Annotated in this window: 17 protein-coding genes; 8 read left to right on the top strand and 9 right to left on the bottom strand. The window is 68.9% G+C overall.

Translation table 11 applies throughout. The annotated features are described in order from the left end of the window. The first annotated feature begins 40 nt into the window (after positions 1 to 40). Together AAFF27_07615 and AAFF27_07610 are read left to right on the top strand one after the other, a co-directional pair. Positions 41 to 409, top strand: a complete 369-nt coding sequence (locus AAFF27_07615; GenBank protein ID XAH25048.1) for a response regulator — start codon at positions 41 to 43, stop codon at positions 407 to 409. Further along, complete coding sequence (locus tag AAFF27_07610) at positions 406 to 1,053, top strand: hypothetical protein (protein ID XAH25047.1); 648 nt, start codon at positions 406 to 408, stop codon at positions 1,051 to 1,053. The genes AAFF27_07615 and AAFF27_07610 overlap by 4 nt, the downstream gene beginning before the upstream one ends. A gap of 5 nt (positions 1,054 to 1,058) precedes the next feature. Here AAFF27_07610 and AAFF27_07605 read toward each other — a convergent pair whose 3' ends face one another. Continuing rightward, entirely contained in the window at positions 1,059 to 2,270 is a 1,212-nt protein-coding gene (locus AAFF27_07605) for a DNA polymerase IV (protein ID XAH26183.1), read from the bottom strand. A 40-nt stretch (positions 2,271 to 2,310) separates the two neighbouring features. Further along, a complete protein-coding gene (locus AAFF27_07600; protein XAH25046.1) occupies positions 2,311 to 3,258 on the bottom strand; it encodes a LysR family transcriptional regulator in 948 nt (315 codons plus the stop codon). A gap of 89 nt (positions 3,259 to 3,347) precedes the next feature. Between AAFF27_07600 and AAFF27_07595 the strand changes: the two genes are divergently transcribed. Then, positions 3,348 to 4,667: a hypothetical protein gene (locus AAFF27_07595; GenBank protein ID XAH25045.1), complete on the top strand. Its 1,320-nt coding sequence runs from the start codon at positions 3,348 to 3,350 to the stop codon at positions 4,665 to 4,667. 7 nt (positions 4,668 to 4,674) lie between these two features. Here AAFF27_07595 and AAFF27_07590 read toward each other — a convergent pair whose 3' ends face one another. The 7 genes from AAFF27_07590 to rtcR all read right to left on the bottom strand — a co-directional run bounded on the left by AAFF27_07590 (position 4,675) and on the right by rtcR (position 14,867). Beyond that, the gene (locus tag AAFF27_07590) at positions 4,675 to 5,766 is read right to left on the bottom strand and encodes a hypothetical protein (GenBank protein ID XAH25044.1); all 1,092 of its coding nucleotides are present in this window, start codon (positions 5,764 to 5,766) and stop codon (positions 4,675 to 4,677) included. Positions 5,767 to 5,929: 163 nt separating this feature from the next. Further along, complete coding sequence (locus AAFF27_07585; GenBank protein XAH25043.1) at positions 5,930 to 7,882, bottom strand: diguanylate cyclase; 1,953 nt, start codon at positions 7,880 to 7,882, stop codon at positions 5,930 to 5,932. Further along, on the bottom strand, positions 7,882 to 8,097 hold the full coding sequence (locus tag AAFF27_07580) for a hypothetical protein (protein ID XAH25042.1): 216 nt from the start codon (positions 8,095 to 8,097) through the stop codon (positions 7,882 to 7,884). The genes AAFF27_07585 and AAFF27_07580 overlap by 1 nt, the downstream gene beginning before the upstream one ends. A gap of 63 nt (positions 8,098 to 8,160) precedes the next feature. Then, the gene (locus tag AAFF27_07575; protein XAH25041.1) at positions 8,161 to 10,497 is read right to left on the bottom strand and encodes a CHASE2 domain-containing protein; all 2,337 of its coding nucleotides are present in this window, start codon (positions 10,495 to 10,497) and stop codon (positions 8,161 to 8,163) included. Positions 10,498 to 10,687: 190 nt separating this feature from the next. Continuing rightward, a complete protein-coding gene (locus AAFF27_07570; GenBank protein XAH25040.1) occupies positions 10,688 to 12,361 on the bottom strand; it encodes a FecR domain-containing protein in 1,674 nt (557 codons plus the stop codon). Beyond that, a complete protein-coding gene (locus AAFF27_07565) occupies positions 12,358 to 13,059 on the bottom strand; it encodes a response regulator transcription factor (GenBank protein ID XAH25039.1) in 702 nt (233 codons plus the stop codon). The genes AAFF27_07570 and AAFF27_07565 overlap by 4 nt, the downstream gene beginning before the upstream one ends. A 188-nt stretch (positions 13,060 to 13,247) precedes the next feature. After that, positions 13,248 to 14,867, bottom strand: a complete 1,620-nt coding sequence (gene rtcR / locus AAFF27_07560; protein XAH25038.1) for an RNA repair transcriptional activator RtcR — start codon at positions 14,865 to 14,867, stop codon at positions 13,248 to 13,250. A gap of 213 nt (positions 14,868 to 15,080) precedes the next feature. Here rtcR and AAFF27_07555 point away from each other — a divergent pair, with 213 nt between their 5' ends. The 5 genes from AAFF27_07555 to rtcA all read left to right on the top strand — a co-directional run bounded on the left by AAFF27_07555 (position 15,081) and on the right by rtcA (position 20,967). Further along, entirely contained in the window at positions 15,081 to 16,634 is a 1,554-nt protein-coding gene (locus AAFF27_07555; GenBank protein XAH25037.1) for an RNA-binding protein, read from the top strand. A gap of 540 nt (positions 16,635 to 17,174) precedes the next feature. Continuing rightward, a complete protein-coding gene (locus tag AAFF27_07550; GenBank protein ID XAH25036.1) occupies positions 17,175 to 17,675 on the top strand; it encodes a hypothetical protein in 501 nt (166 codons plus the stop codon). Between the two features lie 32 nt (positions 17,676 to 17,707). After that, entirely contained in the window at positions 17,708 to 18,928 is a 1,221-nt protein-coding gene (locus AAFF27_07545; protein ID XAH25035.1) for an RtcB family protein, read from the top strand. Between the two features lie 160 nt (positions 18,929 to 19,088). Beyond that, a complete protein-coding gene (locus tag AAFF27_07540) occupies positions 19,089 to 19,943 on the top strand; it encodes a nucleotidyltransferase domain-containing protein (protein ID XAH25034.1) in 855 nt (284 codons plus the stop codon). Continuing rightward, positions 19,936 to 20,967 (top strand): RNA 3'-terminal phosphate cyclase, encoded by a 1,032-nt coding sequence (gene rtcA, locus AAFF27_07535; GenBank protein ID XAH25033.1) that lies wholly within the window; start codon positions 19,936 to 19,938, stop codon positions 20,965 to 20,967. The genes AAFF27_07540 and rtcA overlap by 8 nt, the downstream gene beginning before the upstream one ends.

The following is a 20,967-nucleotide window of genomic DNA, read 5'->3' as shown; positions in this document are numbered from 1 at the left end:
CACCGGGGCGCATCCTCTGCCGAGATTCAGGAAGGCTCCCGTGCAACTCAACATCCTCATCGTCGACGACAACCGCGAAGCCGCCGAGCTGTTTCAAGAGCTGCTGGCCCAGCAAGGCCATGACGTGCGCTGCGCCTACACCGCGCAGCAGGCGCTGGCCGATGCCGCCCAGGCGCCGGCCCAGGTCTATCTGCTGGACCTGACCCTGCCCGACATGCACGGCACCGCACTGGCGCGCCAACTGAGGCCGCTGTCGCGCGGCGCGCCGCCGCTGATGATTGCCGTCACCGGACTGACGCTGGACGGCGGCAGCCGCGAGGAGATGTCAGTGTTCGACCATTTCCTGCAGAAGCCGGTCGATTTCGGGCGGCTGGAGCGCATCCTGGGTGATGCGGCGGCGGCCGCATGACGGCCGAGCAGGCCTGGCGCGCGGCCGGCGTGCGGCACGAGCTGCTGATGCGCGTGCTGCCCGCGCTGCGCCACGACATGGCCGGGCCACTGTCAGTGGCGCGCATGGGCAACACCGTGCTCAAGCGCTACCTCACGGCCCAGCCACTGGATGCCGAGCTGTGCCAGAGGCGCATCGGCCAGAACGACGAGCAACTGGGCCAACTGGCCGCCGGCATACGCGCGCTCAGCCACTGGGACGTAGAAAGCCACGGCCGCGCAGACCCGGCCGTGCTGTGGCCCGCAGCGCTGGAGCTGGCGCGCCCCACGCTGGAGCTGCACGGCCTGCGGCTGCAGTCCGAAGGCGCGGCTGCGCCCACCGGTTGGCCCGAGCTGGCGCCCGCGCGCCTGCTGTACGCGCTGATCGGCGCCCTCGCCTACCTGCAGGACAGTGCCGCCGCGCCCGCCCAGGTCAGCGTGCAGGCCGAGGGCGATGGCCTTCTGCTGCAGAGCGTGCCGGCAGACCCGCCCGCCAGCGCAGAGCACCAGCCAGACCGCCGCCCGCTGCAGATAGACCACGACGCCCTGGCCTGCCTGGCAGCCGACCTGGAGTGGCCGATGCAGATCGGGCCGGCCTCGGTGCTGCTGCGGCGCCCGCCGGAGTAAGCGCCTTAAAAAAGCGAGCCGTTGCGCTCCCCACCAACTCCTGAATTGATAGCTAATAGCCCAGTCTGCACCTGGGCTACAGCCACTTTTTCTTCAAATTTCTGCGCGGCATCGGTACGCAGCAGCGTGCCCACCCGCACGCCCAGCAGGCGCAGGCGCTTGTCCAGCGGCACGCGCTTGAGGCACTGGCCGGCGATCTGGCGGATGGTGCGGGCATCTGCCGTGGGCACGGCGATGGTCTGGTCGCGCGTGGCGATCTTGAAGTCGTCGTAGCGCAGCTTGATGCCTATGGTCTTGCCGACATAGCCCTTCTTCTGCAGATCGGCCGCCACCGCCTCGCACAGCCGGGTGAAGATCGCGCCCAGCTCGGCGCGGTCGCGTACCGCGTGCAGGTCGCGGTCGAAGGTGGTCTCGCGGCTCATGGAGACCGGCTCGCTCTCGGTCACCACGGGGCGATCGTCGCGGCCCCAGGCCACCTCGTGCATCCAGGCGCCGCTGGCCTTGCCGAAGGTGGCGATCAGCCAGTCGCGCTCTTGCGCGGCCAGCTCGCCGATGGTGCGGATGCCGTGGCGCTCCAGCTTGGCGTCGGCCTTGGGGCCGATGCCGTTGACCTTGCGCGCCGGCAGCGGCCAGATGCGCGTCTGCAAATCCTCGGCGTGGACGATGGAGATGCCATTGGGCTTGTTGAATTCGCTCGCCATCTTGGCCAGCAGCTTGTTGGGCGCCACGCCTATCGAGCAGGTCAGGCCGGTGGCCGTGAAGATGCTTTTTTGAATGAGCCGCGCCAGCACGCGGCCACCCTCGCGCTGGCCGCCGGGCACGTCGGTGAAGTCGATGTAGACCTCGTCCACGCCGCGGTCCTCCATCTGCGGTGCGATCTCGGTGATGAGCTGCTTGAAGCTGCGCGAGAAGTAGCGCACCCGCTCGAAATCCACCGGCAGCAGGATCGCCTGCGGGCACAGCTTGGCGGCCTTCATCAAGCCCATGGCCGAGCCCACGCCAAACTGCCGCGCCGCATAGGTGGCGGTAGTGGCCACGCCGCGCCCAACGTACTGGCGCAGGCGCGGGAAGTCGTCCACCGGCACGTCTTCGGGTGCGCGGCCGGCGTCGACTTCCCAGGGGGTTTCGCTACGGCGGCGCGCGCCGCCGATCACCACCGGCAGCCCTTTGAGTTGCGGGTAGCGCAGCAGCTCGACAGACGCAAAGAAGGCGTCCATGTCGAGGTGGGCGATGCGGCGCAGCGGCTGGGTCACAGGCTCACGGATTGGCGATGGCGATGTCCTGGCCCACCGGCGGCGGCGCTGCCATCCTGCGCAGCAGGGCTACGAAGTGGGCGGCGGGCAGACTGTCCTGGTCTTGGCGCCACAGCAGCGTGAGCGGCGCATCGAGCCGCCCGCCATCGGCCAGCGGGCAGTAGACCACCGCATGCCGCTGCGCCCCCGCCATCGAGGCCGGCACGATGGACACGCCCACACCGGCGGCTACCAGGTTCAGGTTGGTCATCATGCGTTCCACCTCGGCCACCACGCGCGGCTGCAGGCCGCGCGCCTGGCACAGCGCCAGCAGGTTGCCGTAGAGGCCCGGCGCCCCGGGGCGCCGCACCAGGATCAGGCCGGCGCTGCACAGTTCGGCCAGCGTGATCGGCTTGCCCGGCGCATGGGCGCGCGCCACGGCCAGCGGGTGCTCGCGCGGCAGCGCTGCCACCACGGGCTCGCGCAGCAGGGTCTCGAACAACACGCCCTCGGGCCGGGCCACCGGCACACGCAGCAAGGCCGCATGCAGGCGGCCCGCGGCGACGGCCTCGGTCAGCTCGGCGGCGTTGTGCTCGTGCAGGCTCAGCTCCACGCTGGCGTAGTCGCGCCGGTAGGCACGCAGCGCATCGGGCATGAAGGCATGGGCGGCAGAAGAGCTGGTGAAGCCCACCATCAGCAGGCCGTCCAGCCCCTGGGCAAAACGCGCCATGCGCTGCTGCATCGCCTCGAAGCTCTGCAGCAGGGCCGTCGCCTCGGCCTGCAGGCGCCGGCCGCCATCGGTCAGCGCCACGCCGCGCGGATGGCGCCGGAACAAGGCCATGCCCAGCGACTGCTCCAGTGCCTTGATCTGCTGGCTCAGCGGTGGTTGTTGCATGCCCAGCCGCTCGGCGGCACGGGTCATGTGGCCGGTCTCGGCGACGGCCAGGAAGTAACGCAGGTGTCGTATCTCCATATTTTTTTCGTATCGAGTCTGCCGTTTCATTGTATTTGACGTACCTCGGCAACGGGGCCTATCGTGCCCCTCTACAACGGAGACACCCGATGCGCCTCTTCTTCCTTGCTGCCCTCGCCCTGTGCGGCGCCGCCCACGCCGCGCCCCAGCCCGCGGCCTGCCCTGCCGAGATCCCCGCCAACGCCAGTTGCTACAACGGCCAGGACGAGGCCGGCGCCTGGTACTGGATTGCCCTGCCCGCCCAGTGGGCCGAGCAAGGCCCCAAGGTGCTGGTGATGCACGCCCACGGCGGCCCCGAGCTGGGCGCGCCCACCTCTGCCCGCGCCGAGGCCGACCTGAAGCGCTGGGCCATCACCGTGCGCGCCGGCTATGCCTGGGCCGGCTCCAGCTACCGGCGCGGCGGCTACGGCGTGACCATGGCGGCCGAAGACACCGAGCGGCTGCGCCAGCTCTTTGTGGCGCGCTTTGGCACGCCGCGCCGCACCATCCTGCACGGCCAGAGCTATGGCGGCGGCGTGGCCTCCAAGGCGGCCGAGCTGTACGGCCCGGCGGGCGGCAAGCCCAGCCCCTATGACGGTGTGCTGCTCACCAGCGGTGTGCTGGGCGGTGGCAACAATGCCTATGAATTCCGGCTCGACCTGCGCGTGGTCTACCAATACGTCTGCGGCAACCACCCACGCCCGAACGAGCCCCAGTACCCGCTCTGGATGGGCCTGCCCGCAGGCGAAAAGATGAGCCGCGACGATCTGGCCGCGCGGGTGCGCGAATGCACCGGCGTTGGCCTGCCCGCCGCGCAGCGCAGCCCGGCGCAGGCCGCGCACCTGAAGACCATCCTGGACGTGGTGAAGATCCCCGAGCGCTCGCTGGTGCCGCACCTGGCCTGGGCCACCTTCTTGTTCCGCGACCTGGTGCAGCAGCGCCTGGACGGCCGCAACCCCTTTGGCAACACCGGCGTGGTCTACCAGGGCTCGACCGACGACACGGCACTGAACGCCGGCGTGCTGCGCTACACGGCCGACCCGCAGGCCGTTGCCGCGCTGGCCGCCGACAGCCTGCCCAGCGGCCGCGTGGCGCAGCCCACGCTGACCCTGCACGCCATCCACGACCCCACCGCCTTCGTCGAACTGGAAAGCGCCTACCGCACGATCCGCGAACAGGCCGGCACAGCCGACCGGCTGGTGCAAACCTTCGCCGACGAATCCGAGCACAGCTACCTCAGCGACCCGGAGTACCCCGCCCTGTTCACCGCCCTGCTCGACTGGATAGACCACGGCGACAAACCCACGCCAGAGAAGGTGGCCGCGCTGTGCCAGCGCTACACCGCCACGTTCACGGAAGGCGGCTGCCACATCGTGCCCGGCTACCAAAGCCCGCCGCTGGCAAGCCGGGTGCCGGTGCGGGGGCGTTGAGGGCGGGCTATTCCAGCGCCAGCTTCAGCACGGCGCTTTGCGCGTTCAGGTAGATGCTGTCGTCCGGCCCCACGGCCAGCCCCGAGACCCCGGTGAGCTTGCCGGGCAGCTCACCCAGTTCCACCGTGGAATCCTCACCCGGCTGGCCCGCGACGGTGCTTACCTTGCCGTCGGGCGTAATCTTGCGCACCAGGTGGCCGTTGTCGGCGACGAAGACATTGCCCTTGCTGTCCACGCCCAGGCTACCCGCTTTGATGTCGGCAAAGCGCGCCTCGCCCCCCTGCGCATCGACCATGCCTCGCTGTATCGAATGGCCGGCCAGCAGCGTAAACACGCCCGGCGCACTTTGGCGATAGACCCCAGTCCGGCTGGCGCCATACAGCACATCGTCCGCGCCAAAGGCAATGGAGCTGAACCCGACCGGCGCGCCTGAAAGGCTGTCAACGGCCCTCGGCGGCCTTGTCAGCTCAAGGCTGACGGGGTCCACGGTTCCGCTAGTCGTCTGCACGCGGCCATCAGAAGCAATGGCGACGTCGGAGAGTGCTACCTCCCCAAGGTCCTTGAATGTGACGGCGCCGTCCGGATCAACGCGAAACACACCACCGATCAGCCTTGGTCCCAGGATGGCAGCCCCGTCGGAATACTGCGCCACAAAGACCCGCCCATCCTGTGCCGCGCCCAGCCCCGTCCAAGCTCCGCTCGCGGTCATGGACTCGAAGCTGGAAAACCGGATCACCGTGGCTTTGGTAGCGACCAAGCCGGTGGGATCAATCTTGCGCACCAGATTGATACCGCTGCTGGGCGCAGTGTCGAATGGCACCAAGGGGGCGTGGCATCTGGCCAGTTCAGCTACATAGACATGGCCCGCTTTGTCCGTGCTGATCCCGCTGATGCTCTGGAAGCGCGCGGATGCACCCTGGCCGTCGACCACGCACTCGGGGAATTCTGTCCGCGCCACCGCTCCGGCCAACAAGGACAGCGACCCACTCGGCGCCACGACGACCGGAGGCTGCGGCAGAGCACTGTCGCCACCGCCACCGCCACCACATCCCGCCACCAGCACAGCGGCCGCCAGTGCCGCAAAAGACATTCTGAACAACACTCTTCTCCTCTATTGTCTTGAATTCCCCAATGAGCATTGCAGCTTAGCAACGAGAGGCGCCCCTTTTGTGCCGCTCGTCACCGCGACATCACCATTCCTCAATGAAACGGCAGATCCAGAGGCCAGGGCAAGCGCTGACGATGCGCTGCATGCAGCGCCGCTAGGCAGCGCGCGTCACCAGTTCCTGCCCATGCACGCAATACCGGCCGCGCCCCAGCGCCTTGGCGCGGTAGAGCGCGATGTCGGCGTCGTGCAGCAGTTGCTCCGGGGCGGTGGTGCCGGCCTGAACGCTGGTGATGCCTACGCTGGCGCCGATGAGCAGCGTGTGCGCGCCCAGGGCATAGGGCTCGCCCAGGCGCCGCACCACGCGCTCGGCCAGGCGCTCGGCGTCTGCCGGCTGGACCAGGCCGTCGAGCAGGATGGCGAACTCGTCGCCGCCGAGCCGGGCCACCGTATCGCCGCTGCGCACCAGGGCCTGCAGGCGCTGCGCCGCCTGGCGCAGCAGGGCGTCGCCGGCGGCGTGGCCCCAGCTGTCGTTGACCTGCTTGAAACGGTCAAGGTCCAGCAGCAACAGGGCGCCGGGCCGGCCGCGAGCGGCCCTGGCAAGCAGTTGGTCAAGCCGCTGGTGGAACAGCACGCGGTTGGGCAGGCCGGTGAGCATGTCGTGGTGCGCCATGTGCAGGGCCTGGGCCTGCGCCATGCGGCGCTCGTGGATGTCTTCCAGCACGCCGTTCCACTCCAGCACGCGCTCCTGCTCGTCGCGGATGCAGGTGCCGCGCGCGCGTACCCAGCGCACCAGGCCCTGCGCCGCCAGCACGCGAAACTCCAGGTCCACCAGCGCGCCCTGGCGCAGCGCCTGCCGGCAGGCCTGCAGCACCTGCGGCCGGTCCTCGCGGTGGATCTGGCGCAGCCACGCCGTGCCCAGCGCGTCGCGGTGCGAGCGGCCGGTGAGCTTGCGGTAGCCCATGACCTCGACCAAGACGCCCTTCGGGTCCAGCCGCCACAGCACCAGTGCGCCGGCACTGGCCAGCAGGCGGTGGCGGCGCTCGCTCAGGCGCAGGGCCTCGGTGATGGCGCGCTCGGCGCGCATGCGGTGCACCAGCGCGGCGGCGGCATGGTGCAGGTTGTCGCACAGCACCTGCAGCTCTCGGATGCCTGAAGACACCGGCGGCAGGCCCCGCAGCGGCTGCCCGCGATCGGCCTCGACCAGGCTGCGGGCCTGCGCGGCCAGGGCCTGGATCGGCGCCAGCAACGCACGGCTGAGGCGCACACCCAGCCACAGGGTCAGGCCGCAGGCCACGGCCAGGCCGGCCAGCAGTTGCCGCCACGGCCCGTGGATACTGGCGGCGGTGTTGCCAGACACCACGAGCCAGCCGGGCGCCGCGTCCAGGCGCTGGAAGGCCAGGACTTCATCGCCGCGCTCCGAAGTCTGCACCTGCCCCGCTCCCTGCCGCTGCGCCTGTTCGCGCAGTAGCGCCCAATGCGGCGCAAGCGCACCGGGCACATCCTCTGCGCCGCGCGTGTGGGCCACCACATGGCCGGCGCCGTCGACCACGGCGGTGAACAACATGGAGTTGGCCCCTGCCGGCAACGGCTGCAGCGAGCTGAGCAGGCGGTGCGGCTCGAACACGGCGACCAGCACCGGCACGCGGCCATCAGGCGCTGCCATGCCGGGCACGGCCACCGACAGCGACTGGCCCGCGCCCGGCGCCACCAGCCGGGACACGACCGCATGGCCGCGCAGCGCTGCGCTCGCCGCCAAATCAGCAACGCTGCCAGGCTGTGGAGAACCCGCGCCGGGCGCCACCCATTCGATGTGCAAGGGAGCGCCCACATAAGCCGACGCATCGCGCAGGCGGGCCGCCAGCGCGGCTGGCGCCTGTTGCTGCGGCGGCCACTGTTGCAGCAGCGCGCGCAGGCCGCCGATGCGCAGCGCCCATTCGGCATCCACCAGTTGCGCGGCGCTGCGATTGGCTTCCTGCAGCCGTTGCTGCGCGGCTTGCTGCGCGTCGGTGCCGGCGCGCCAGACCAGCAGCACGGCCATGGCCATCACCGGCAGCAGGGCCGCCAGCAAGATGCTCCACAAAGAGGTGCGCAGGCTCAGGCGGTGCATCAGAGGCGAAGCGGCCGGGCGACCCCTTCCTCCAGGTGATCGGCCTGCGCCAGCGGTGCCTCAGTGTGGGCGCAACCGCCCAGGCCCAGCGCGAAGGCCGCCGCCATCAGCATGAGCAAGAGCTGCAGCAGGCCCGGCAGTTCTCGCAAGCCCCGGTCCTGGCCCCGGGCTGCTGCTTTTTCTTCGGACGCGGACGAGGGCTGGGAGGCGGACATAAGAGGCTTCTTTCGATTGGAAATCCAGTCTAGAAAGAAGCCGTGCCCGGCCCGGGTAGCGGTTCAGCTTTGTTTGCAATCTGCCGGCAGCAGGATGCGGAACTCACTGCCCACGCCGGGCGTGCTGTCGAGCACCAACTGGCCGCCATGGCGCTCTGCCACGGTGCGGGTGAAGGCCAGGCCCAGGCCCACGCCTTCGGCACGCGGCTCTTTGCCGCGCGCAAAGCGCTCGAACAGCCGCTCGCGCTCTGCCGGCGCCATGCCCGGCCCCTGGTCGCGCACCGCCAGGCACCAGCGGTCTGCGCTGCGCTGCAGGCTGCAGTCCACACGCGTGCCGGGGCGGCTGAACTTCACCGCGTTGTGCACCAGGTTGACCGCCGCGCGCGTCAGCAGGCCACGGTCGCCCTGCACCAGCGCCGCGCCCTCGGGCAGCGCGTTGTGCAGCTCGATCTGGCCTGCGCGCGCCAGGCTCCAGCAGTCGTCCACCGCATCGAGCAGCACGTCGGCCAGATCGACCGGCTCGCGCTGCAGCGCCACCGACTCGGCGCGGGCCAGTTGCACAAAGCCTTCCGCCAGCGCGTGGGTACGCTCCACCTGGCGGCGGATGCGGCTCAGCAGCTCGGGGGCGGGCAGGTCGGCCGGGTCGGCGGCGTGCAGCTCCAGCAATGCCAGCACCGCCGCCTGCGGCGAGCGCAGGTCGTGCCAGAGGAACTGCAGCGCCTCGTCGCGCTTGCGCTCGGCCTGCCGCAGCTGCGTGATGTCCACCAGGCTGACGATCCAGGTGCGCACGGCGCCGCCAAAGTCAGCCGCCGGTCCGGCCTTGAGCAGAAACTCGGCGCCGCGCTGATCGCGGCATTCGGTGCCTTGCGCGGCACGCGCCAAGTGGATACGGCCCTGTGCATCGCGCAGCTCTGCGCCGGGCTGCGGCAGCAACTGCCGCAGCAGCGCCGACAGGTCCTGCCCGCGCAAGGCCGCCGCGTCCTGCCCGAAGTAGCCGGCCGCCGCCTGGTTGGCCAGCAGGATCTGCCCGTCTTCTGCGGCCACCAGCGCGATGTCGGGCAGGCTGTCGAGCACAGCGGCCACGAAGCGGTGCAGCGCGCGCAGGTCATGGGCGGCGCGCGCCAGCGCCCGCACGCGCCGGTCCACCAGGTCGCCCTGGGCCGCGCCGTACTGCACGCCCTGCTGCGCATCAGCGTCGGCGGTGGGCAGCAGCAAGTCGCCCTGGCGCAGCCGGGACACCTCGGCGTCCAGGAAGTTGGTGGCCGTCTCCAGCCGATGCCAGTTCCACACCAGGTACATGCCCGCCATCACCACCAGCGCCGCCACCGGCGGCAGCCACAGCCGCCCCAGGTACAGCGCCAGGGCGCTGGCCGCCAGCACCAGCGGCACCACCGCTGCGGTCTGCAGCAACGAGCGGCGCGGCGAGAAGCGCCACAGCACCGGCACGAACAACACCAGCGCCGCCAGGCTGAACAGCGCGCTCTGCCACGGCAGGGCCGCCAGGCGCCCGCTGCCGGCCAGCAGGTCGCCGGCAATGTTGGCCGACACCTCGACACCCGGCGTGTACAGCGCATGGCCGGTGAGCGGCGTGGGATAGACATCGCCCAGGCCGGACGAGGCCGCGCCAACCAGCACCACGCGGTTGCGAAACAGCCCATCGGGCACATCGCCGTGCAGCACATCGGCGGCCGACACGGTGCGGTAGCTGCCGCCCGGGCCGGCAAAGGCGATGTGCATCCAGTGGTCGCGCCGCCAGGTGGCTGCATCCCCGCCATCGCTGGCCGCAGCCGGGGGCGCCCGCCGGCCCGGCAGCAGCGTGGGCAGTGGCCGCCCCGCCACCTGCAGCAGGGCTACCGAGAAGTGCTCCCACCAGCGGCCGCCCTGCCCCTCGCGCAGGAACACGCTGCGCACCACGCCATCGGCGTCCGCCTCGACCGACACATGGCCCAGCGCGCGCGCGGCGGCTGCCAGCGGCGCCACCGGCAGCATGGGCTGCACCACGCCGCCGGGCAGGCGCACGGTGAACACCGGCAGCACCACGCGCCCGCTGCGCTGCAGGGCTGCGGCCAGGCGCCGGTCCACGGCGGGATCGGGGTCGGGCTCGGACAGCAGCAGGTCCAGCCCGATGGCCGCCGGCGACTGCGCGGAGATGCGCTCGACCAGGTCGGCATGCACGTCGCGCGGCCAGGGCCAGCGGCCGACCTCGGCCAGGCTGCGCTCATCGATGGCGACGATCACCACCTCGTCGCTGGGCGCCGGCGGCGCGATGGCAGAGAACAAGTCATACAGCGCGCGGTCGGCCCGCCCCAGGCCCACCTGCCAGCCCAGCACAGCCGCCATGGCCAGGCCCGCCAGCACGATGGCGGCGCGCACGCGGCGGCTACGTTGGAAGGCTGCCATACGTTCTCAGGCGCTGCGCGCTACCCGCGGCGCATGCAACACGCCAAAGGCCGCGGAGCAGGCCATGCCAAGACATCCGCGGAACCGGCTCCGCCGGGCCGCAGGATGTGCCCCCTTCGACGGGCTCAGGACAGGCTCCTGCAAGGGGGTTGGCGAAGACGCGAAGCGCGTAGCCTGGGGGTGCTCCATCTCACTCCAGCAAGATCCGACTGCCGTCCGAGGCGCGTGGCAGATTGCCGTCCTCGCTGCGCAGCGCGGGCTCTATGCGCAGCTGCTGCGGGCTGCTGAAGCGGCGCACAAAGCCGTCTGCATCCGTTGCCTGGAAGCGCACCCAGTAGCGCCCGGATGCCAGTGGCAGCCGCGCCTGCCGGTCCTCGATCTGCCGCGACAGCACGATGTCCGCAAAGGCCTCGTCGCGCGCCACCTGCAGCAGGAAGCGCTGGCCCGGCTCGCCGTCCCAGCGCAGCACCAGGCCTTCGCCCGGCACGGAAACCAGTTGCGCCAACGCGGCGGGCCGCCGCACCGAGAAGCTGCGCACATCGCCATAGGGCCCGGCATCGGGCTGGCCGTCGCGGCCGGCCGCGCGGGTGCGCACGCGCCAGTGGTAGATGCCCGAGGCCAGGTCTGGCAGAACGAACTCGCTCTTGGCCAGTGCCGGCTGGTCGGCCACCAGTTGCTGGAACTGCGCGTCTTGCGCCACCTGCAATGCATAGCCGCTGGCGCCCGGGCTTTCAGCCCACTGCAGCAGCACGGTGCCGCTGGTCAGCTCTTCGTCCTGCAGCGGCTGCAAGGTGGCCGGCGGCAGCGGGCGCGCCTTCAGGCGCACCGCGCGCTGCGTGGCCGGGCCTTCTATGCCGCGCGCATCGATGGCGCGCACGGCCACCTGGTAGTCGCCGTCGTCCAGGCCTTCGAAGCGCAGCCGTGGCGTGGCCACCAGCATGTTGGCCTCGACCTGCTCCAACGCCGCGTCGCGCGCGACATAGCCACGGTAGGCCACGGCGCCGGGCACGGCGGGAAACGGCAGATCCAGCAGCGGCCGCTGGTGCAGCGCCGGCAACCCGGCCAGATCGGGGCCGGCCAGCAGCGGCGTGGGCGCGGACGGCGCGCGCTCGCCCGCCGCCATGGCCGTGCCTTCGCCAGGGCGCACCGCCACCGCGCTGCCGGCCTGCGCGTCGTCGCGCGCCTGCACCTCGACCAGGCCCTCTTCCACATCGCCGGAGGCGCCGCCGGCAGCAGTCACCGACACGCCAAAGCGCGTGCCGCGCACGCCTGCGGCCATCAGCGGCGTGCGCACCTCGAAGCGGCTGCCCGCAGGCGTCTGCGGCATCACGCGCGACTCCACCCGGCCGCTGCGAAGCTCGAGCTGGGTCTGCGCGCGGCGGCGCACTACCTCGGGCCGCAGCCGGTCAAGCAGCAGGTCGGAATCGCCCGCAACCCGCAGTTGCGAGCCATCGGCCAGCGCCAGCGTGACAAAGCCGTTGTGCGCGGTGCGCACGCGCTGGCCCTGCGCCAGCGCATCGTCCAGCGCCAGCGGCCGCTCGCGGCCATCGGGATCGACCTGGGTCACCGTGCCGGACAGGTGCAGCACCCGGGCGCTGCCGCCGGTAGCGCGCAGCAACTCGCCCGGAATGCGCAGCACCGAGCCCACCGGCAGCCGGCGCGGCCGTGGGCTGCCGTTGGCCTGGGCCAGTGCCGGCCACTGCCGCGCATCGTCCAGGTAGCGCTGCGCCAGCGAAGACAGCGTGTCGCCCTGCTGCACGGTGTGCTGCACGTCGTCCGGCGCGGTCTGCGCGCCCGCATGCAAAGCCAGCGCCAGCGCAGCGGCCGCAACGCCGCGCAACAGATGAAGTGGCGGGCGCTTCATGGCTGCACCTCCATGGCCGCCACCTGCTCGAAGCGGTAGCCCAAGCCGTAGACCGGCACCAGGCGCACGCCATGCTGCGGGCCCAGCGCCAGCTTGCGGCGCAGCTGGGACATGTGGGTGGCGACGGTGCGGGAATCGATGCCTTCGGCACCCCAGACCTCGGCCAGCAGATGCTGGTGCGACAGCAGCCGCCCCATGTTGCGGAACAGGAACAGGGCCAATGCGTACTCCTTGGGCTTGAGCACCGCCGGCACGCCGGCCACGCGGACCTCGCGGCGGTGCAGGTCGAACGTGTAGGCGCCCACGGCCGGCGCGGCATCGCGCTCAGGCGGCGGGTAGGCGCGCCGCAGCAGCGCGCCAACGCGGGCGATGAGTTCATGCATGCGCACCGGCTTGGCCATGTAGTCGTCGGCACCGGCCTCCAGGCCCTGGACGATGTCCTCTTCCTGGTCGCGGCTGGTGACGAACAGCACCGGGATCGAGCGCGGCAGATGGCGGCGGATCCAGGCCAGCACGTCCGGCCCGCTCAGGCCCGGCACCTGCCAGTCCAGCACGAACATGTCGTAGCTCTCGCGCGGCAGGCCGCGCACGAAGTCCCGGCCGTCCGCGCACACAAAGCACACATGCCCCAGCCGCTCCAGCGGCTTCACCAGCGCGGCGGCGTGGTCGGGATCGTCTTCGAGTATCGCGATGCGCACGGGATTCTCTCTTTCGGGGGTGAGGTCGGTGCTGGCAGGCACGGCGTACGGATCTGGCGCCAGCGGTGGCGCTGCTGCCTGGAAGCGCGTGATTGTATTTTTTGTATGTCGCGTCTGGGTCTGGCTACCGAGAAGATCGCCATAAAGCTATCAATAAGATAGCTACAACCCCTTAATTTCATTGGGCTTTAGGCACTTTCCTCGCTGAACCCCAGTAGATCGTCCCAGCACAGACCGAACTTCGCGAGGTACTTGCGCAGGCGATCGGCATCATTCACCACGCTGCGCTCCAGGCGCGAGGCCTGGAACAGCTGGCGCCCCGCATCGGACAGGCTGCGCGAGCGGCGGCAGACGCGCAGCACGGCCTCCAACTGCAGGCGATCGAACAGGTCCAGCGCGGTGTCACGCTCGGGCCCCAGCAGCCTGGCCAGGTCCGGGGCGCCCTTGCCCGCCGCCTGCGCCGGGCGCCGCCATAGCCAGCGCAGGCGCGCGACTTCGGCATCCACCAGCGCCACGGCGATGCGACCGCCGTCGGCCAGCGTTGCCAGCCGCGTCACGCTGGCCGCCAGATCGCGGAAATTGCCGCTCCACAAGGCATCCGCGCTCTGCGCAAAGCGCAGGTAGACGGCACGCGCCTCGGCGTTGAAGCGCACCACGCGGTGGTTCTCGGCCGCGTGAAGGGCCAGCAGATGGTCGACGTTCGGCTCGATGTCTTCGGGCCGCTGCGCAAGCCCGGGCAGGTCATAGGTCCAGAGGTTGATGCGCGCGAACAGGTCTTCGCGGAAGCGCCCCTCCGCCACCTCGCTGCGCAGGTCGCGATTGGTGCCGGCGATCAGCTGGAAGTCGCTCTCCACCTCCTTGTCGGCACCCACCGGGAAGAAGCGCTTCTCCTCGATGGCCTTGAGCAGCATCGCCTGTTCGTCGGGCCCGAGTTCACCGATCTCGTCGAGGAACAGCGCGCCCTGGTTCGCGGTGCGCAGCAGCCCGGCGCGGTCGCTCGCAGCGCCGGTGAAAGAACCCTTCTTGTGCCCGAACAGCGTGGAGGCCGCGCCGTCGCCACGCAAGGTCGCGCAGTTCACTTCGACGAAGGGCCCCGTCATCTGGTGGCGCGCCTGCTTCAGCTCGAACATGCGCCGCGCCAGGAAGGACTTGCCCGCGCCCGTCGGCCCCACCAGCAGGATGGGCGCGCGCGAGCGCACGGCCACGCGCTCGATCTCGTCGATCAGCGCATTGAAGCGCGCGTTGCGCGTGGCGATGCCGCTCTTGAGGAAGGCGACCGCATCGCGCTGCTCCGCGCCGAAGCGCTGCGCGATCACGTCGTAGCGCGACAGATCAAGGTCGATCAGCGTGCACTTGCCGGCCTCGCCCTCGCGCTGGCGCTTCGGGGGCGAGGTCTGCGCGAGCACGCCCGGCACCACGCGCGACTCCGACAGCAAAAACATGCAGATCTGCGCCACGTGCGTGCCGGTGGTGATGTGCGTCCAGTACTGCTCGCGCTCGGTGTCGAAGGTGTAGGCGCGCGCCCAGTCATACAGGCGCGTGTAGACCTCGCCGAAGTCCCACGGGTCGGCCAGGTCGAATTGCACGAGGTTGACGGTGGTCTCAGGCGACACGGTGGCGATGTCGGCCTTCACCAGCTCCGCCAGCGCCTTGTGGCGCAGCGTGTAGAGCAGCTCCATGCGCGAGACGACCATGTCCTCGTGCTGGGCGAGCGAGACGGTGGGGCGCCACTTGTTCCAGCGGCCAGCGCCCTGGCCGGCGTCGAGCTGGGTGCCGAGGAAGCCTATGACGACGATGGGTTTTTTCATTTATTCGCTAGATAGCTAGCAAAAATTATAAGAAAACTGGATAAGTCTTCTGGGATTTTTGAGATCAATCAGGTCTAAGGTGAAAAAAATCTCAACCAAATCAAGGACTTGAAATATTCAAAGCCGAACAGGCCAGCACTGGCACACCCATTGCAATAAGGATCACACACAAGAAAACAACTGAACAAAAAGAACCTCGCAAGGAGCAATCAAATGGCCAACCTGCAACTCTTCCAGACCCTGCGCGGCGCACTGCAGCCGCAAGCCGCAGCCCGCAACGAAGCCGGCGGTGCCGCCTACGCGCTGTCGCCCAAGCACCAGCTGGCGCAGCTCGCAGCCACCGGTTGCCTGAACAACACCTTCTACGCACAAGCGAAGGACCAGCTCGACGCCGTGCTGGCTCTGGCCCGCGAGGTCGATCCGGTGTTCGTGGCCAAGACGGCCGTGTACGCCCGCCGCGCCGGCCAGATGAAGGACATGCCCGCGCTGCTGGCCGCAACTCTGGCTGTGCGCGACGTGGCGCTGCTCGCCAAGGTTTTCCCTCGCGTGGTGGACAACGGCAAGATGCTGCGCAACTTCGTGCAGATGCTGCGTTCAGGTGCCGTGGGCCGCAAGTCGCTCGGTACGCGTCCGAAGAAGCTGGTGCAGCAATGGCTGCTCGAAGCGACCGAAGCGCAACTGCTGAACGCCTCGGTGGGCAACACGCCTTCGCTGGCCGACGTGGTGAAGATGGTTCACCCGAAGCCCGCCGAAGCCTGGCGCGCCGCGTGGTTTGCATGGTTGATCGGTCGCCCGTATGCGCTGGAGGCGCTGCCTCCGTTGACGCAGGCGTTCGAACGCTTCAAGCAAGACCGTTCGCTCGAAGTGCCTGATGTGCCGTTCCAGATGCTGACCGCACTGGAACTGGATACGCAGGCATGGGCACAGATCGCGCAGCGCGGTTCGTGGCAGATGGTGCGTCAGAACCTGAACACCTTTGCGCGCCATGGCGTGTTCGCACTGCCGGGCCTCGCGGAGGCGGTGGCCGCCAAGCTGCGTGACCCGCAGGCCGTGGCCAAGGCGCGTGTGCTGCCGTATCAGCTGATGGCGGCCTTCACCGCAACCGGCGCCGAGGTGCCGCACGTGGTGAAGGAAGCGCTGCAGGACGCGATGGAACTCGCGCTGGCCAACGTGCCGCAGTTCGAGGGCCGTGTGGTGGTGTGCCCCGACGTGTCGGGCTCGATGAGCTCGCCCGTGACGGGCCACCGCGGCTCGGCGACCACTGCGGTGCGCTGTATCGACGTGGCTGCGCTGGTGGCTGCCGCTGTGCTGCGCCGCAATGCGGATGCGCGTGTGCTGCCCTTCGAGACGAAGGTGGTGTCGTTGCAGCTGAATCCGCGCGATTCGGTGATGACCAACGCAGCCAAGCTGGCGGCGGTGGGCGGTGGCGGTACTTCGTGCAGCGCGCCGCTGGCGTTGCTGAACCGCGAGAAGGCGCAAGCCGATCTGGTGGTGCTGGTGTCGGACAACGAATCGTGGGCCGACCCTGCACGTGGCCGCGGTACTGCGACCATGCAGGAGTGGGAGGCGTTCAAGAAGCGCAACCCGAAGGCCCGGATGGTCTGCATTGACATCCAGCCATACGCGACCACCCAGGCGCAGGAGCGTGACGATGTGCTGAACATCGGCGGCTTCAGCGACGAAGTGTTCAAGCTGCTGGCGGTGTATGCCGCGGGCGGCCTGGGCGCCGACCACTGGGTGGGTGTGATCGAGGAGACTTCGATCTGAGAGAAAGAAGAGAGGGTGCCGTGGGCCTTGGCCCGCGGTGCCCGATCCGAAGAAATTGAACGTCGTCGTTCGGCGAATGCAGGTGTGACTACATCACCAATCCGAAGTCACACCGACTGTTTGTCGCTGAACGGGGATGAAGGTTTTTGTGCGAATGCAGGCAGGACTACATCTTGGATTGACCAGGGTTCGAATCCCGGCGCCGGACCTCCGGCGTGGTCTACGTCTTGTCATCCTTGTCGCACTTTTCTTGCAGCGAATGCTGGCGGAACTACAGCCTCCAACGCTCGGGGTCGCGGGTTCGAATCCCGCCGGTCGCAAGACCGTAGCTCAGTGGCTAGAGCACGACTGTTTCGTCGATTTTTGTCGCTGCTTTTTTGTTTTGAGGTGAATGCAGGCGGGTTTACAGGTCAGAGCGTCATGGCTGCGCCATGAAGGTCCCGGATTCAATCCCCGGTCTGTTTCGGCAGATAGCTCAGTTCACAACCCGTCGCTCCTCGTCACCTTTTTTTCGTTGTCGTTGAACAGAAGAAAGAAGATATGTTGGAAGAAGATCGTCCCCAGAAACGGATCGGCTACGTGCTGAGCGGCACCGGTTGGGCCACATTGAGCTTTCGTGCCGATGCCGGCCCCATGGCCTTCGCGGTGTCTTACCTGCACGATTCACTGGGCGACCTCGCCCGCATGGGGCTCGACCTGGTGAAGGGCGCACAGCACGCCTCTGCGGTCTTCATGGACGAACCCGGCGAGGTTCACCTGGTGGTGACGGGCGAGAAGGACGAACTGGCTTTCGAATTGCGCCGCTATCGCGATTGGGCCAGCTGGGGAATCACCGCCATGGACGACTACGAAGTGCTCGACCGCGGGACCCTCCAGCGCGTGGACCTGGTGCGCAACATCCATGCGATTCTGGAGCGCATCTATGTGGAATTGGGGCTTGCGAAGTACCGCGAGCTTTGGGTGGAGCACGATTTCCCGCTCCGCGCGTACGAAGGACTCATCGCGGCATTCAAGAAGTGGCCGTGGGCTTCCTGGCAGTAGGGATTGGGCGAAAGATAGACAGAAAGAGAAAAATGACGAACTACAAAGTACACGCAGTAGCCAACGGCGTCCCCGTGAAGATGTGGACCAACGGCGTGCCCGTGGAAGACGAGGCGCAAAAGCAGCTCGAGAACGCAGCGCGCCTGCCCATCGTGTTCAAGCACATCGCGGCCATGCCCGACGTGCACTACGGCATCGGCGCGACCGTGGGCTCGGTGATCCCGACCTTCAAGGCCATCATTCCCGCCGCCGTCGGCGTGGACATCGGCTGCGGAATGATGGCCTGCAAGACCACGCTCAACGCCCGCGACCTGCCCGACAACCTGGGCCCGCTGCGTTCCGCGATCGAGAAGGCCGTGCCGCACGGAAGCAACCCCAAGCGCATGGGCCGCGACAAGGGCTCGTGGGAAACGCCGCCCGATGAAACCGACGCGGCCTGGGCCAAGTTGGTGGAAGAGTTCGACCTGATCTGCGAGGACTACCCGCGCATCAAGAACACCAACAACCACAAGCACCTGGGAACGCTGGGTACGGGCAACCACTTCATCGAGGTGTGCCTGGACGAAGCGGGCGCCGTGTGGTTCATGCTGCACTCGGGTTCGCGCGGCGTGGGCAACGCCATCGGCACGCACTTCATCGAACTCGCGAAGAAAGATGCAGAGCTGCACCAGAGCAACCTGCCCGACCAGGACCTGGCGTACTTCGAGGAAGGCGCCCAGTACTTCGGCGATTACGTGCGTGCGGTGGGCTGGGCCCAGAAGTTCGCGCGCGCCAACCGCGAAGTGATGATGCAGCGCGTGGTCGCGGCCGCGCGCAAGGTCATCACCAAGCCCTTCGAGGCGCACGTAGAAGCGGTGAACTGCCACCACAACTACGTGAGCCGCGAGACGCACTTTGGCGAAGACGTACTCGTGACCCGCAAGGGCGCGGTGAGCGCCAAGGCCGGCGAACTCGGGATCATCCCCGGCAGCATGGGCGCCAAGAGCTACATCGTGCGCGGCAAGGGCAACCCCGAGAGCTTCATGAGCTGCAGCCACGGCGCCGGCCGCAAGATGAGCCGCACCAAGGCGAAGAAGCTCTACACCGTAGCCGACCAGATCGCCGCGACCGAAGGCGTCGAATGCCGCAAGGACGCCGACGTGATCGACGAGATTCCGATGGCCTACAAGGACATCGATGCGGTGATGGCGGCGCAGCAGGACCTGGTGGAGGTGGTTTACACGCTCAAGCAGGTAGTGTGTGTGAAGGGCTAGCAGCCGTCCATCGAGGTCGGCGCGAGGCCCGCAAAGATGGATGGACGCGGGATCGTGCGCAACGAATGCTGGATGTCATCGAACAGGACAAGAGACTGTGGAGCAGCGAGCTATGAAAAGCAACGAGCAACGCCGTGCAACGACAACGAGATTTCGAATCATGCAAAACGAAGAACAGAAGGAATTCCTCCACTCCGCTCACCCCATCGCCCCCGCCATGCGCGCGGAGATCATGGACAACCTGCGCGCCATCGAAGCGCAGCACGACGTCACCGTGCTCTTCGCCTGCGAATCCGGCAGCCGCGGCTGGGGCTTTGCTTCGCCCGACAGCGACTACGACGTGCGTTTCATCTACGTCAACCGCCTGCCGTGGCACCTCACGGTGACGCCGCAGCGCGATGTGATCGAGCTGCCGATCAGCGGCGACCTCGACATCAACGGCTGGGACCTGCGCAAGGCGCTGGGCCTGATGCGTGAGTCGAACCCGACGCTGCTCGAATGGCTGCGCTCGCCCGTGGTGTACCGCGACGATGCGCTGGCCATGCCGCGCTTTCGCGCGCTGTCGGAGGCGGTGTTCTCCAACGCGCGCGGTTGGCATCACTACGCGTCGATGGCGAAGAAGAACTTTCGCGAGCATCTTCAGGCCGATCGGGTGCGCTACAAGAAGTACCTCTACGTGCTGCGCCCGCTGCTGGCCGCACGCTGGATACGCACGCAGCCGGGTGTGCCGCCCATGCGCTTCGCCGAACTGGCGCAGCGCACGCTCGATGCGGTGCGCGACGCCGCGCTGATCGCCGAAATCAATGCCCTGCTGGAGGTGAAGATGCGCGCCGGCGAAGCCGCGACCAGCCCGCGCTGGAGCGGCATCCACGCCTTCATCGAAGCCGAGCTGGCAGCCAATGCGGCCGAGCCGGTGACGCCGCTGCCGCAGGCCCAGGGCCCGGACCTCGATGCGTTTCTTTACGACACGGTGCTGCGCTTCGAGAAAGAAAAGACGGGGGCCGCGCATGCTTGAACTCGACGGCTCGCAAGGCGAAGGCGGCGGCCAGATCCTGCGCACGGCCCTGGCGCTGTCGGTGGCCACGGGCCAGCCGCTGGCCATCGACAACATCCGTGCCCGGCGTCCCAAGCCGGGCCTGATGCGCCAGCACCTGGCGTGCGTGCTCGCGGCTGTTGACATCAGCGGCGCGCAGGCCGAGGGCGCGGAGCTGGGCTCGCAGTCGCTGCGCTTCACGCCCGGCCCGGTGCGCGCAGGCAACTACCACTTTGCAATCGCCAGCGCGGGCAGTTGCATGCTGGTGCTGCAGACGGTGCTGCCGCCGCTGCTGCTGGCCGCCGCGCCCAGCCGCGTGCACCTGAGCGGTGGCACGCACAACCCGATGGCGCCGCCCTTCCACTTCCTGGAGCACGCCTTCGCGCCGCTGCTGCGCCGCCTGGGCGCCGACCTGCAACTGACGCTGCGCCGCTGCGGGTTCTACCCCGCCGGCGGCGGCGAGGTCGAAGCGGCCATCGTGCCGGCGGCCGGTGCGCTGCGGCCCTTCGACCTGATGGCGCGCGGCGCGCTGCAGTCGAGCCATGCGGAATGCCTGGCGCCCGGCCTGCCGCGCCACGTGGCGGCGCGTGAGCTAGACACGCTGGGCGGCGCGATGGGCTGGTCCGGCGAGCAGTTGCGCGTCGGTACGGCGCGGCAAAACGAAGGCCCCGGCAATGCGCTGCTGGCCACGCTGGCGTACGAACACGTCACCGAGGTCTTCACCGCCTTCGGCGAGAAGTCGCTGAGCGCCGAGCAGGTGGCGCGCGGACTGGCGAAAGAGCTGCGCGCGTTCCAGAAAAGCGAGGCAGCCGTCGGCCCACACCTGGCCGACCAACTGGCGCTGCTACTGGCGCTGGCCGTGTGGCAGGGCGGAAAGGCCTGCGCCTTTACCTGCAGCGAGGTGACGCAGCACCTGCGCACCAACTGCGCGGTGATAGAGCGCTTTCTGCCGGTACGCTTTGCCATTGCCGAAGGCCCTGGCCCGACAACGGTGCGCGTGTCGTGA

Origin of the sequence: Xylophilus sp. GW821-FHT01B05 (assembly GCA_038961845.1) — a bacterium.
Classification (GTDB): Bacteria; Pseudomonadota; Gammaproteobacteria; order Burkholderiales; family Burkholderiaceae_C; genus Xylophilus.
The sequence above is the reverse complement of the archived record's forward strand: the minus strand, read 5'-3'. Positions and strand labels throughout refer to the sequence as shown.

Excerpts from the sequence above, each read along its gene's own strand:
- AAFF27_07610 (XAH25047.1), top strand. The coding sequence starts at position 406 with ATGACGGCCGAGCAGGCCTGGCGCGCGGCCGGCGTGCGGCACGAGCTG.
- AAFF27_07605 (XAH26183.1), bottom strand. The coding sequence starts at position 2,270 with ATGGACGCCTTCTTTGCGTCTGTCGAGCTGCTGCGCTACCCGCAACTC.
- AAFF27_07600 (XAH25046.1), bottom strand. The coding sequence starts at position 3,258 with ATGGAGATACGACACCTGCGTTACTTCCTGGCCGTCGCCGAGACCGGC.
- AAFF27_07595 (XAH25045.1), top strand. The coding sequence starts at position 3,348 with ATGCGCCTCTTCTTCCTTGCTGCCCTCGCCCTGTGCGGCGCCGCCCAC.
- AAFF27_07585 (XAH25043.1), bottom strand. The coding sequence starts at position 7,882 with ATGCACCGCCTGAGCCTGCGCACCTCTTTGTGGAGCATCTTGCTGGCG.
- AAFF27_07580 (XAH25042.1), bottom strand. The coding sequence starts at position 8,097 with ATGTCCGCCTCCCAGCCCTCGTCCGCGTCCGAAGAAAAAGCAGCAGCC.
- AAFF27_07575 (XAH25041.1), bottom strand. The coding sequence starts at position 10,497 with ATGGCAGCCTTCCAACGTAGCCGCCGCGTGCGCGCCGCCATCGTGCTG.
- AAFF27_07570 (XAH25040.1), bottom strand. The coding sequence starts at position 12,361 with ATGAAGCGCCCGCCACTTCATCTGTTGCGCGGCGTTGCGGCCGCTGCG.
- rtcR (XAH25038.1), bottom strand. The coding sequence starts at position 14,867 with ATGAAAAAACCCATCGTCGTCATAGGCTTCCTCGGCACCCAGCTCGAC.
- AAFF27_07555 (XAH25037.1), top strand. The coding sequence starts at position 15,081 with ATGGCCAACCTGCAACTCTTCCAGACCCTGCGCGGCGCACTGCAGCCG.
- AAFF27_07550 (XAH25036.1), top strand. The coding sequence starts at position 17,175 with ATGTTGGAAGAAGATCGTCCCCAGAAACGGATCGGCTACGTGCTGAGC.
- AAFF27_07545 (XAH25035.1), top strand. The coding sequence starts at position 17,708 with ATGACGAACTACAAAGTACACGCAGTAGCCAACGGCGTCCCCGTGAAG.
- AAFF27_07540 (XAH25034.1), top strand. The coding sequence starts at position 19,089 with ATGCAAAACGAAGAACAGAAGGAATTCCTCCACTCCGCTCACCCCATC.
- rtcA (XAH25033.1), top strand. The coding sequence starts at position 19,936 with ATGCTTGAACTCGACGGCTCGCAAGGCGAAGGCGGCGGCCAGATCCTG.